This window comes from Hymenobacter qilianensis, from assembly GCF_014489555.1.
In the GTDB taxonomy this organism is placed as follows: Bacteria; Bacteroidota; Bacteroidia; order Cytophagales; family Hymenobacteraceae; genus Hymenobacter; species Hymenobacter qilianensis.
In genome coordinates, this window is the sequence record NZ_CP060784.1 from 961,203 (window position 1) to 973,510 (window position 12,308).

General features: G+C 54.0%; 14 protein-coding genes. 8 read left to right on the top strand and 6 right to left on the bottom strand.

Annotation, left to right across the window (positions count from 1 at the left end):
• Position 1 precedes the first annotated feature (1 nt).
• The 3 genes from lpcA to H9L05_RS04465 all read left to right on the top strand — a co-directional run bounded on the left by lpcA (position 2) and on the right by H9L05_RS04465 (position 3,529).
• Positions 2 to 601, top strand: a complete 600-nt coding sequence (lpcA, locus tag H9L05_RS04455) for a D-sedoheptulose 7-phosphate isomerase (RefSeq protein ID WP_187733185.1) — start codon at positions 2 to 4, stop codon at positions 599 to 601.
• Positions 602 to 854: 253 nt separating this feature from the next.
• Complete coding sequence (locus tag H9L05_RS04460; protein WP_187733186.1) at positions 855 to 2,393, top strand: YifB family Mg chelatase-like AAA ATPase; 1,539 nt, start codon at positions 855 to 857, stop codon at positions 2,391 to 2,393.
• A gap of 107 nt (positions 2,394 to 2,500) precedes the next feature.
• Positions 2,501 to 3,529: a quinone-dependent dihydroorotate dehydrogenase gene (locus H9L05_RS04465; protein WP_187733187.1), complete on the top strand. Its 1,029-nt coding sequence runs from the start codon at positions 2,501 to 2,503 to the stop codon at positions 3,527 to 3,529.
• Between the two features lie 85 nt (positions 3,530 to 3,614).
• Here H9L05_RS04465 and H9L05_RS04470 read toward each other — a convergent pair whose 3' ends face one another.
• The 3 genes from H9L05_RS04470 to H9L05_RS04480 form a co-directional block, all read right to left on the bottom strand.
• Positions 3,615 to 4,304, bottom strand: a complete 690-nt coding sequence (locus H9L05_RS04470) for a DUF2306 domain-containing protein (protein WP_187733188.1) — start codon at positions 4,302 to 4,304, stop codon at positions 3,615 to 3,617.
• A gap of 214 nt (positions 4,305 to 4,518) precedes the next feature.
• Entirely contained in the window at positions 4,519 to 5,370 is an 852-nt protein-coding gene (locus H9L05_RS04475; RefSeq protein ID WP_187733189.1) for an acyloxyacyl hydrolase, read from the bottom strand.
• Positions 5,361 to 5,615, bottom strand: coding sequence for a hypothetical protein (locus tag H9L05_RS04480; RefSeq protein WP_187733190.1), 255 nt, complete (start codon positions 5,613 to 5,615; stop codon positions 5,361 to 5,363). Before H9L05_RS04480 ends, H9L05_RS04475 begins: the two co-directional genes overlap by 10 nt.
• A 315-nt stretch (positions 5,616 to 5,930) precedes the next feature.
• Between H9L05_RS04480 and H9L05_RS04485 the strand changes: the two genes are divergently transcribed.
• The 5 genes from H9L05_RS04485 to H9L05_RS04505 all read left to right on the top strand — a co-directional run bounded on the left by H9L05_RS04485 (position 5,931) and on the right by H9L05_RS04505 (position 9,071).
• A complete protein-coding gene (locus H9L05_RS04485) occupies positions 5,931 to 6,677 on the top strand; it encodes a porin family protein (protein ID WP_187733191.1) in 747 nt (248 codons plus the stop codon).
• 168 nt (positions 6,678 to 6,845) lie between these two features.
• The gene (locus H9L05_RS04490; protein ID WP_187733192.1) at positions 6,846 to 7,250 is read left to right on the top strand and encodes a porin family protein; all 405 of its coding nucleotides are present in this window, start codon (positions 6,846 to 6,848) and stop codon (positions 7,248 to 7,250) included.
• A complete protein-coding gene (locus H9L05_RS04495) occupies positions 7,247 to 7,516 on the top strand; it encodes a hypothetical protein (RefSeq protein WP_187733193.1) in 270 nt (89 codons plus the stop codon). The genes H9L05_RS04490 and H9L05_RS04495 overlap by 4 nt, the downstream gene beginning before the upstream one ends.
• Positions 7,517 to 7,684: 168 nt before the next feature.
• Positions 7,685 to 8,308 carry a porin family protein gene (locus H9L05_RS04500; protein ID WP_187733194.1) on the top strand — a complete coding sequence of 208 codons (624 nt, stop codon included), beginning with the start codon at positions 7,685 to 7,687 and terminating at the stop codon, positions 8,306 to 8,308.
• A 145-nt stretch (positions 8,309 to 8,453) separates the two neighbouring features.
• The gene (locus tag H9L05_RS04505; RefSeq protein WP_187733195.1) at positions 8,454 to 9,071 is read left to right on the top strand and encodes an outer membrane beta-barrel protein; all 618 of its coding nucleotides are present in this window, start codon (positions 8,454 to 8,456) and stop codon (positions 9,069 to 9,071) included.
• A 59-nt stretch (positions 9,072 to 9,130) separates the two neighbouring features.
• Here the strand turns inward: H9L05_RS04505 and H9L05_RS04510 are convergent, their stop codons facing one another.
• The 3 genes from H9L05_RS04510 to plsY all read right to left on the bottom strand — a co-directional run bounded on the left by H9L05_RS04510 (position 9,131) and on the right by plsY (position 12,303).
• Positions 9,131 to 10,492 carry a dipeptidase gene (locus H9L05_RS04510; RefSeq protein ID WP_187733196.1) on the bottom strand — a complete coding sequence of 454 codons (1,362 nt, stop codon included), beginning with the start codon at positions 10,490 to 10,492 and terminating at the stop codon, positions 9,131 to 9,133.
• A 113-nt stretch (positions 10,493 to 10,605) separates the two neighbouring features.
• Positions 10,606 to 11,394 carry an alpha/beta fold hydrolase gene (locus tag H9L05_RS04515; RefSeq protein ID WP_187733197.1) on the bottom strand — a complete coding sequence of 263 codons (789 nt, stop codon included), beginning with the start codon at positions 11,392 to 11,394 and terminating at the stop codon, positions 10,606 to 10,608.
• A gap of 270 nt (positions 11,395 to 11,664) precedes the next feature.
• Positions 11,665 to 12,303 carry a glycerol-3-phosphate 1-O-acyltransferase PlsY gene (gene plsY / locus H9L05_RS04520; protein ID WP_187733198.1) on the bottom strand — a complete coding sequence of 213 codons (639 nt, stop codon included), beginning with the start codon at positions 12,301 to 12,303 and terminating at the stop codon, positions 11,665 to 11,667.
• Positions 12,304 to 12,308 lie beyond the last annotated feature (5 nt).

Sequence of the window (12,308 nt, forward strand, 5' to 3'; positions counted from 1 at the left end):
AGTGACCAATTCGCTTACCAATCGCATTCAAGCTGAGCTGACCGAGGCTCGCACGGTCCTCGACCGTTTTCTAGCTGATCCAGCCAACCTTGCTGCCATCGAGCAGGCTGCGCGCCTTATGGCCGACAGCTTGCGGCTGGGGGGCAAATTGCTGAGCTGCGGCAACGGCGGCTCCCTCTGCGATGCGCAGCATTTTGCCGAGGAGCTTAGCGGCCGTTACCGCCACGACCGTCCGGCACTGGCGGCCATTGCCCTCACCGAAGCTTCACACATGAGTTGTGTAGCCAATGACTACGGCTACGACTACGTATTTGGCCGTTTCGTGCAAGCCCTGGGTCGTCCCGGCGACGTGCTGCTCGCCATAAGTACCAGCGGCAATTCACCCAACATACTACGCGCCGCCGAAGCGGCTAAAGCTGCCGGGATGCGTATTGTAGGCCTTACCGGCAAAGATGGGGGGCAATTAGCCGCCCTCTGCGACGTCGAGATTCGCGCCCCGCATTCAGGTTATGCCGATAGAATTCAGGAGATTCACATCAAGGCCATTCACATCATGATCATGCTGATTGAAGACTTGGTAAACGAAAAAGCAGAGAGCTAAAAAAAGCTTAACCTAGAATATCCTTCAATCAGACCGTCATGCAGAGCGGAGCGAAGCATCTCGCGTGTTCAGTTGTTTAGCTTAGCAACATCAGCACGCGAGATGCTTCGGCTCCGCCTCTGCATGACGTTCGGGATCAATTGAGTTGCTTCTGCCTTATTAACACTGCTAAAAGAGCCGGCCTCTAAAAAAGGCCGGCTTTTTGGTGTCTATCTTTGCCCGGCTTTCATCTTATCCTATTTAGATTTTATCAATGCTTACCAAAACCTTCGGCTCGGCCGTGCAGGGAGTTAATGCCAATACTATTACCATTGAAGTAGTTGTATCTCAGGGAACGAATTTTTATGTAGTCGGCCTGGCCGATAATGCCATCAAGGAAAGCCAGCAGCGCATCGAGTCGGCGCTGAAGTTTCGGGGGTATCGGATGCCGCGCACCAAGGTGGTGGTAAACATGGCGCCGGCCGATGTGCGTAAGGAAGGCTCAGCTTACGACCTGCCGATAGCGCTGGGAATTTTACACGCTTCGCAGCAGCTAAACACCGAGCAACTCGGCGACTATATTATTATGGGCGAGTTGGCACTTGATGGCAGTCTGCGACCTATTCGCGGCGTATTGCCTATTGCCATTCAGGCCCGCAAGGAAGGCTTCAAAGGATTTATTCTGCCACGCGAAAACGCCCAGGAAGCGGCCATCGTGAACAATCTCGACGTGATTCCGGTGGACAGCATGCAGCAGGCCATCGACTTCTTTGAAGGGCGCGAGGAAATTGCCCCCCTGCGCATCGATACCCGCGACGTATTTCAGCACAGCGTCAACCAATACACCGCCGACTTCGCCGATGTGCAGGGTCAGGAAAACATTAAGCGGGCCCTGGAAATAGCCGCCGCCGGGGGGCATAATGCCATTATGATTGGTCCGCCCGGCGCCGGCAAAACCATGCTGGCCAAGCGTTTGCCTAGTATTTTGCCCCTGCTCTCCATGCAGGAAGCGCTTGAAACCACCAAAATCCATTCGGTAGCGGGTAAGCTGGGCACTAATGCATCCCTGCTGACTACACGGCCATTTCGGGCGCCCCATCACACTATTTCGGACGTGGCGCTGGTAGGAGGCGGGGGCAATCCGCAGCCGGGTGAAATCTCGCTTTCCCACAATGGCGTGCTGTTTCTGGACGAGTTGCCGGAGTTTAAGCGCACGGTGCTGGAAGTAATGCGGCAGCCGCTGGAAGAGCGTCGCGTGACCATTTCGCGGGCCAAAGTGAGCATTGAGTTTCCGGCCAACTTCATGCTTATCGCCAGCATGAACCCCTGCCCCTGCGGCTACTACAATCACCCGGAGAAGGAATGCGTTTGCGGCCCCGGTGTGGTGCAGCGCTACCTCAACAAGGTAAGTGGCCCCCTACTCGACCGCATCGATCTGCACGTGGAGGTCACGCCCGTCACGTTCGATCAGATGACGGAAACCCGCAAATCGGAGAGCAGCGCCGACATTCAGCAGCGGGTAGAGAAAGCGCGCAAGGTGCAGAATGCCCGCTTCCAGAATTTCCCTGATATTCACTCCAACGCCATGATGCCTTCGCAGATGGTGAAGGACATTTGCCAAATAAATACTGCTGGCCGGGCGCTGCTCAAAACCGCCATGGAGCGCCTCGGCCTCTCTGCCCGCGCCTACGACCGCATCCTGAAAGTAGCCCGCACCATCGCCGACCTGGCAGGTACCGAGGAAATCCGCATTGAGCACCTGGCGGAGGCCATTCAGTACCGCAGTCTAGACCGGGAAGGTTGGGCGGGATGATCCTTGACAATTATCAGTTAACAATTAGTAATGCACATCAGCTGATTGACATGCTTCACACTACTAGCTTTGTTGCACAGTGTTAATTGATAAATGTTACTTGTTAAATGTATAAGCGCTTCGTCAAACCTCTTCTTTTCCAGCTCGATGCGGAGTGCGCCCATCACTTTGTTTTCGACAATCTTAAGCGCGGCTACCGCCTGCCTGGCAGTGCTGCCTTGCTGCGCGGCCTCTACGATTTTCAGCATCCCAGCCTGGAGCGAGAGGTTTTTGGCTTAAAATTCAAGAATCCGGTTGGTTTGGCGGCCGGCTTCGATAAGAACGCTGACCTCACGGATGAGCTGGCGGCGCTGGGCTTCGGCTTTGTCGAGATTGGAACGGTAACACCCCGGGCGCAGCCTGGCAACCCGGTGCCGCGCCTGTTTCGGCTGCCCGCTGATGCGGCCCTGATTAACCGTATGGGCTTCAACAACGACGGCGCGGAGGCTGTGGCTGCCCGCCTCCGTGGGCGCCGCTCGCCCATGCTTATTGGAGGCAACATTGGCAAAAACAAGGATACGCCCAATGAGCAAGCCGCCGCCGATTACATAGCTTGTTTTGAGGCGCTCTTTGATGTGGTCGACTACTTTGTGGTCAACGTCAGCTCGCCGAATACGCCCAATTTGCGCCAGCTTCAGGAAAAAGCCCCCCTGATTGACCTGCTCCAGCAAGTACAGAGCCGCAACCAAGCCCGCCCTAAGCCCAAGCCGCTGCTGCTCAAGATTGCGCCTGACCTAACGGATGGTCAACTCGATGATATCCTGCTCATTGCCCGCGAAACCAAGTTGAGCGGTCTGGTAGCCACTAATACTACCATCAGTCGGGAAGGGCTGCAAATTGCCCCCCAGCAGGTTCAGCAGCTGGGCGCAGGCGGTTTGAGTGGTCGGCCTTTGCGCCAGCGTGCCACGGAGGTCGTTCGGTATTTGCACCAAAAATCGGATGGCGAACTGCCGATTATAGGTGTGGGGGGCATTTTTTCGGCTGCCGATGCGCAGGAGAAACTAGACGCCGGCGCCGCGCTGGTGCAGCTCTACACCGGTTTTATTTACGAAGGCCCGGCGCTTGTGAAGCGGATCAATCAGGCGTTGGTGCGTTAGCTCTGCCTGAAAAGGCCGTCATGCTTCGCTACCTCTCGGCACGGCGGCCTAAATCGGACGGTTAAATGACTGGTCGATTAATGCTCTATGCTGGCATTTGCTTCTGCAAACGCACTTCCACTACTTCTTCGGGCCGCTGTCCTTGCGAGAATTTAGCCTTATAGCGCCGTTGCACCCAGATTAGCGGCGGCACCATGACCAGCGTAGGCCACAGAAAATTCCAGGGCCAGGGAATGAACGAGAGACTGGTAGCCGAAAAAGCCGATACTGCCGCTATATAAGCCCCCACAAAACCCGATATATGGTTGTGCAGCCATTGGCCTGCAGGCCAGGGACCGGGACGCCGAAACGCTCGCAGCTGCTGTATGGCAAAGTTGGCCCCAATGCCACCAAACACCACCGAAATAATATTGCGCGTCACTACTCCGTAGATAATGGTGCCGCCAAAAACCACCAGCCCCAGCCCTACTCCTACCCAGTCGTAGACAGCAGCTTGCTGGCCCTGACCCATGTGCTTGTGGTAGAGGGAGCGATAGCCAAACCAAGCCAGATACAAGCTAAAAATACCGGTCAGCAGCAAAAAAGTAAGGCCCTTGACACTAGCCGAAAAAATAGCCGTAATGCCCGCCACCACCATAGACCAAAAGAAAATTCGGCCCCAAAGCCGATGCGCCGCGCCGCCTTTGCGCACCGCCAGCGCGGCTGGCGCCATGAAAAAGCCAACAAATCCGGCGCCGATGTGAATCCAGCGGTTCAGCAATAACATATCGTCCATGACAGCAGCGGCTAAGCGTTGATTATCAAACCATTCTGGTTGGGTGCTGTCAAATGTGGGCGAAAATGGACTTTGAGTGATAAAAAAGATTCTGAAGCGTCGGATTCAATAGCTGAAGCAGCGGGTCCGGCAGATGAATTGCTGCTGATTCAGATGCTGGGGGCTTTTTTCATCGTGCCGGAACGCGCAGAAAGCGCTGCAATGACGGGGTTGGCTAGAGCTTCATTCCTACCCGCCATTCAATCACGTCGGCGGCGCCGCGGTGCACTTTCAAGTCAATGGAGCCGAAAAGCCGTTCCGTAACATGGTATTTCAAACCGATGCGCTCGTAGTAAAAGCTGTTCGACTTGTAGGGATTATACACATAAACCCCCAGGTGCGTGACCACCGCCATACGCCCAAACAGCAGCTCATGGCCCACGAGCACCCCGGCTTTTTTCACATCAATCAGCGCTTCTCCGTTGCGAACAGTATCGCGCTGCTCGGCCAGCAAGCCACGGTCGTAAAAGCCTTCCACGCCAGCCACCAGGTTGCTTTTGCGATTGATGCGCCGGCCGGCAATCACCGTCAGCGAGTTTACCAGATACTTCTGCCGGCTCGATTCGTTGCGCTGCTTGTAGCCGAGCGTGCCGCTTAGGTTGAGGAAGTTTTGGCCAATATCCTCGGGCACGTAGCCCGGCACCGTAGCCAACGGTCGAAACGGCCGCTGCTGATGATAGTTCAGGCCCACTACCACCGTCGGGATATTGATACCCAGGTTTGGCTTGGTGGTAGCTCCGTTGGAATAATGGTTGAGTCCCACCCCCAGCAATAAGCCCAGATGCTCGGAAATGGCCACATCGTACTCGGCCCGCAACTGCAAAGTCGCGTTCAGGCGCGAGCTGACAATCAGGTTTTTATGATTGGTTTCCTGGTCGAAGCGCACGGGAAAGTAGCCAAGGCCCGTGCCCATGCGCAGGTTCAGCTCGTGGCGGGCGGTGCGCAGAAACGCCTTGTTCAGGTACACGGTGGCGGCGTATGACTTGCCCAGCACCGGATTGCGGTAGTCGTAGTAAGTCAGGGCCACGCCCACTTTCGGATAGCGATACCACGCGTGCCAGGGGCATTTCCGGTGGTCTGGCGCTGCCAGTTCAACTCAAAACCCGTTGGGTGCGCCTGCACCAGATGCGCTACCCGCGGCGTATGGGCAATAATAAAGCCCCCTTGCACATACGCTCCCAGCACCAGCGGCCCACGGGGCGCACCAGCGGCATCTGTACCCTGAGCTTGTACCGACTGGCCACTTAAGCCCAGTCCAACGAAAGCAGCCAAAACCAAACTGCCCCAATTCAATCGACCAAAAATAACCATAGAGCAGCGTGTCGCGACTCAAAATTAGCAAAACCCAGGGCATCACGCCCCGGAAACAAGGTGGTTCTGAAATGACCACTAAGCTACTGACCTCATTGTACTTGTCGGAAACAGGGGCGTTCGAAATAGGTTTGTGCCACTGCTGCCTCAACATTAATTACTACCTGAGCCGCAACTTTTATACTCGTTTTTACGGTATGAGGGCCTGACATTCGTTTGTCTTGCTGGCATTAATACCAGATTTACAATGTTTTACAAATCCTTTTTATCATTTTTATGAAAAAGTTTGCAGTACTGGCTCTAGGCCTTCTGACGGCTTCCGTCGCCCAAGCTCAGGACCCGGGCGGATTTCGCATTGGCTTAAAAGCCGGTGCCACTTACTCGAACATCAGCGGCAGCGACGTGGATCAAATCACGGGCGCAGGCTACAGCACCGATTTTGGCGATTATAAGTTGGGTTACAATGCTGGCGTGGCTCTTAGTGTTCCAATTAGCTCCGACGGCTTCTTTTCCTTTGCTCCTGAGCTGCTTTATAACCGCAAAGGCTATGAGGTAAGCTCTACCCTGACCGGTGCGCAGGTGGGCAACACCAACATCGACAAGGTTGACTACGAGCAGCAGCGCGTTCTGCACTACTTGGATGTGCCGCTGTTAGCCAAAATCAACGCTGGGGGGCTTTTCTTTGAACTGGGGCCGCAGGTGAGCTACCTTTTCGGCTCTAAAAACAAGAGCGAGCTGACCACCAAATTCGTGAACGGTCAGACGGAAAAGTCGGAAGACAACTCGGATTTTGACGATTATATCGGCTTTGGTAACGGTGATGCCGACAAGTCTGATCTGGCACAGTTCGACATTAGTGGTGTGGCTGGCATCGGTTATATGACCGAAGGCGGAATTAGCCTGGGTCTGCGTTATGCTCGCGGCTTCAACTCCCTCATCGACACCAAGGACATCGACAACGAGCCAAAAGCATTCAACAATGCTTTCACCTTACAGTTGGGCTACTTGATTCCGACGAAATAGGTAGTTGCAGTTCAGCTTCTTAGAACGGGTTGCCATACCTTGGCAACCCGTTTTTTTGTGCTGTTTAAAATTTAAATAATACTGTTTTCGTTGATTTCTGGCGACCCTGGCACACTTTTCGTCTGTGGTTGAGCTATGCAATTTATCTAACCAAACTTCTTTTGCGCCATGAAAAAAACTGCATTTGTACTTGCCACTCTGCTCTCGGCTGCGGCCTTCGCTTCTTCCGATGCACATGCTCAGGGCATCCGCTTTGGCATCAAGGGCGGCGCTAACTACTCCAACCTCTCCGGCGACCTGACCAACGAAGACATATACGAGAATAAGTTTGGCGCTCACGGTGGCGTTATGCTGAATATCGGCCTTGTAGACGACGGCTTCCTTTCCGTGCAGCCTGAGGTGTTGTTTTCCCAGAAAGGATACAAATACGCCGATGACCAGTTCACCTTCCTGGGCCAGAGCTATACCTACAAAGGCACCCAGACCTATAATTACATTGATGTGCCGTTGCTGCTTAAAATCAACACGGGGGCGTTTTCTTCGAGGGTGGTCCGCAGTATAGCTATCTATTGAAGGTGAAAGACGAGTCGGAGCGCACGACCAACAGCACGGTATTCAGCAAGGTGCAGAGCGAGCAGAACCTGGACGAAGTAAACCGCAACGAGATTGGCTACGCGGCCGGCCTGGGCTATCAAAGCGACGCGGGCTTGCTCATCGGCCTGCGCTACAACGGCTCCTTCACCGATTTTGCCAAAGCTGGCTACCGCGACGACGAACTGCGCAACGCCCGCAACCAAGTGTTTCAGGTGTCGCTGGGCTACCTAATTCCGAGCCGCTAGCGTTATCTATAAAGCCTTCATACAGAACACCCAACCGACCTAGTTGGGTGTTTTTTTTATTATTTATTAGCCTATTTTAATATTTGGCATAATTATGAAGCACAACTATTATAACCATGCTTTCAACTGTATAAAGCGTGTCAACCATCTTATTTTTATTCTTAACCAATGAAAAAGGTTTTTCTTTCTCTCCTACTTACTGCGGGTGTTGCTTCTTTCAGCCAGGCGCAAGGCGTAAAACTGGGCATTAGAGCCGGTGTCAACCTTGCCAACAATGCTGGCAATGGCGTAGAGAATTTCGAAAAAGCACAAGATGTTGAATTTAAATCTCTGATAGCCCCTCATGGTGGCATTACGCTTAATGCCCCTTTAAGCAGTGATGGCTTCTTTTCCTTGCAGCCTGAGTTGCTTTATTCGCAGAAGGGATATCGCGTAGATGAAGATAATATTAAGTATACATCGCGCACTCACTACGTCGATTTACCAGTGCTTGCACGTATTAATGCTGATGGGTTAATTTTTGAGGCCGGTCCGCAGTTTGGCTATTTAGTAGGAAAAAAAGATAAACAAGAGGTTGCTCGTGTAACCAGTGAATATGATAATATTGACGACTACAACCGATTTGACATTGGTTATGTGGCCGGTGTTGGCTACCAGTTTTCTTCCGGTCCTAGCGTGACTGTACGCTACAATGGTGGTCTCTCTTCTATTCTAAAAGATGTGCCAGACGAAAGGAAGACGCGCAACACAGTAATCCAATTTTCATTAGGCTACGTTTTCGGCGGCAACTAGAGAGTAGTTTTTAAAGCCAAAAAGGCTGTTTCTCAGATGCGAGAAACAGCCTTTTTCTGTTTTACAAGCTTACGAGAAAAGCTTCAGCATCTGTAGCTACTTTTGACCGATGACTTCGTTAGTAGTCTTTCGCTCCCGGCATTTTATGATAAAGGCACTTTTAGGCTTCCTCCTGCTGCTATTCGCCAGCACCACCAGCTACGCGCAGCTTGTGCGCCTGCGGCCCGGCATTAAGGTGGGGGGCAATTTGAGCAGCGGCGTCGGCCGGGATGTAGAGGACAGCAAGTTTCGGGTGGGCTACCACGGCGGCGCCACGCTGAATCTGAGCGTTGGCGAGCGGTTTTCGTTACAGACGGAAGGGCTTTACACCATCAAAGGCGACAAGTCGCTGGCCTACGGACCCAACATTCTGGCGGAGCTGCACTACCTGGATGGCTTGGCGCTGTTGCGCTACACTGTCACCGACATTTTCTTTGAAGCCGGCCCACAGATGGGGCGCCTGCTGTCGGTGAAGAGCAACTTGGAAAGCGTAACGGAGTTCAGCGTGGAGGAAGGTCCCTTTCGCCAGACAGAGTATGGATATGCCGTTGGCTTTGGCTACCAGGATCCGGGAGGCCTGAGCGCGGGCTGGCGCTACCTGGGCGGCCTAAGCAATATCTTTAAGGCCGTACAGTTTTCCGAGGATGAGACGCAGCAGCTACAAGCCCGAAACGGAGCGTTGCAGTTTTACGTCGCTTACCGCTTCTTTAATAAGAATAAATAACGCAAAAAAGCCCCCAGCACCGGTGCTGGGGGCTTTTTTGCTATATGAAGAGGCAATTATTACTTGCTGGCTGCCGCGTAGTTGCGGTAGAAGTGCGGAATGGTTTCGATGCCCTTCAGGAAGTTGAACACGCCAAAATGCTCATTGGGTGAGTGAATGGCATCGGAATCCAGGCCGAAGCCGAGCAGCACCGTATCCAGCCCTAGCTCCGACTTGAACATGGCCACAATGGGAATGGAGCCGCCGCCGCGCGTGGGCACCGGCTTTTTACCATAAGTGGTTTCAATAGCTTTGGCCGCCGCCTGGTATGCCACCGAATCGGTGGGCGTAACCACGGGCTCGCCGCCGTGGTGGGGCGTTACCTTCACCGTAACGCCCTGGGGGGCGATTTTTTCAAAATGCTGCTGAAACTTCTGCGTGATTTCGGCCGAGGTCTGGTGGGGTACCAGGCGCATCGAGATTTTGGCGTAGGCCTTGGAGGCAATGACCGTTTTGGCGCCCTCGCCGGTGTAGCCACCCCAGATACCGTTCACGTCCAGCGTGGGTCGGATGCTGGTGCGCTCGATGGTGCTGTAGCCTTTCTCGCCGTGAATATCCTTTAGGCCGATGCTTTTTTTGAACTCCTCGTCGGAGTGCGGGGCTTTGGCCATTTCGGCCCGCTCCTCGGCGCTTAGCTCGTCCACGTTATCGTAGAAGCCGGCTACCGTAATGTGGTTGTTCTCGTCGTGCAGGCTGGCAATCATCTTGCAGAGCACATTGATGGGGTTGGGCACCGCGCCGCCGTAGATACCGGAGTGCAGGTCGCGGTTGGGGCCGGTCACTTCTACCTCGTGGTAGCTCAGGCCGCGCAAGCCCACCTCGATGCTGGGCACGTCGTTGGAGAGCATGCCGGTATCCGAAATCAGAATGACATCGGCCTTCAGCTTCTCCTTGTTGGCTTTCACAAAGATGCTGAGGTTGCTGGAGCCTACTTCCTCCTCGCCCTCAATCATAAACTTGACATTGCAGGGCACGCCACCGTCCTGGCTCATCATCTCGAAGGCCTTCACGTGCATATACACTTGGCCTTTATCGTCGCAGGCGCCGCGCGCGTAGATCTTCTCGTCCTTAATGACCGGCTCAAATGGCGGCGATGTCCACAGCTCATACGGGTCGGCGGGCTGCACATCGTAGTGACCGTACACAAGCACAGTGGGCAAACTAGGGTCAATGATTTTGTCGCCGTACACGATAGGGTAGCCGGCGGTCTGGCAAAGCTCCACGTTTTCTACACCAGCTTCCTCTAGGCGGGCTTTGAGAAAGTCGGCGGCTTTTAGCACATCGCCCTGAAACTTGGGGTCAGCGGAAACGGACGGAATACGGAGCCAATCGAGCAGCTCGGACAGAAAGCGCTCCTTGTTTTGGTCGAGGTAAGTAGGCATGGGGCGGTAAGGTTAGTTGGGACTACGAAGGTAGCAGGGCACACGGTACGCGCTCTGCCCCAAACGATATAAGTTGTAATTACCAACAAATAGCGTCGCTGTTCAACCTTCCCTTATTCCTTTCTTCCACCCTGGCCCTCACGGTAGGCTTGCGCAATCGTCTCAACGACTAGCTCCGGCCGGTCGCTCATAATATAGTGCCCACTGCCCGCGGCTTTTATCAACCGTCTGTTGGGTGCCGCAGCCACGAACTGCTCATGCACCTGGGCCCACTCGGCCCGTTCTGCTTCGCTATTGCCGTAAGGAGTTTCTGCTAGCACGTCAACAACTGGAACTGAGGCTGGAAAGGGGCTTTTGGCCATCTCCAGCTTATCCTCCATAGCATTTTCGAGCATCCAGTACTTGCCCTGGTCTTCCTGCTTGAACTTTGCCTTTAATGCCGCATACTCCGTTTGAAAGCTGCTCACCCGCGCGTCGGTATAAAAGGCGACATGCGCGGCATCCAGCAGCACAACATGCTTCACTTGCTTAGGGTATTGAGCAGCAAATAACGTAGAAAAATACCCCCCAAATGAGTGACCTACCAACACGTATCTGTCGTCAACTCCTAGCTTGGCAAGACCTGATTTCAAGTCCGCGACTTGCGCATGTAAGCTCATCCGATCAGCATTTAGCTCGCTCTTGCCAAACCCGGCGCGGTCGTAGGTAATTACCGTAGCTCCTGTGGCGCGGTACACGGGCTCTACTATCTTTTTCCAGGTGGATAAGTCATCACCGCCCCCCGCTTCAAACAGAATAGCTGGCGCCTTGCCTGGCCAAACATTGAAGTGCAATCGGTGTCCGCCCACATCAACAAGCGTATCCTGAACGGCAGGTAGCGTTTGCTTTTGCGCCGCAACCACGTCTTGGGGAACGATAGCGCTTGGAGAGCAACTTGCTAGTCCAAGAAATGATGTCAGAAGTAGTACCCGCATGAAGCAGTTGTCGAATGTGAGCTGAGCAGAAATTGACTGAGTACGTTTTGCTCATGGACACTGCGCTATATCGGGAAGGTTACAGAAGCCCGACAGTTATTTTAGTAAAGTCTGCTCTGCTCCGCTACAAGCTTTTTCTAATCAACGAGAAATATACTATTGACAAAAATGACGGCTTAGTGCCTATAGTCACGCCCTTTACTTCCGCCCAAACAGCGGCACGCGGCTCTCCGTCCCGGCCCGCAGGCGGCCGATATTAGCTCGGTGAGTGTAAATCAACAAACCAGCCAGCACGAAGCCGAATACCAGCAGCAGCGAGTTATCAGGCCGAAACGGGGGCAGTAGCTGCAAGAGCGCAAAGGCTACGCCGGCGGCCATCGAGGAGAGCGACACGTAGCGGGAAAGCAGCAGCACGGCCAGAAAAATTAGGATACACACGCCCACGGTCGCGGGCGCAATAGCCAGCATCATACCCAGCACAGTGGCTACGCCTTTGCCACCCCGGAAGCCCGCATAAATGGGATAAATGTGGCCTACCACGGCCAGTACGCCGCAGGCCAGCTGGAAATATAATAAGTTACCAGCCTGAATAGCTCCTTGGTTCAGCATCACCATAGCCAGCGACGTGGCGGCCCAGCCCTTGAATACATCAATGGCCATCACCACCGAGCCGGGGCGCTTGCCCAGCACCCGAAAGGTGTTGGTAGCCCCCGAATTGCCACTACCATGCTCCCGGATATCGAGCCCGAAAAACCACTTTCCCACCCACAGAGCCGTGGGGATGGAGCCGATAAGGTAAGCGGCCACCAAGAGGCCAAGCACGATAGGAATGTTCATAGGGT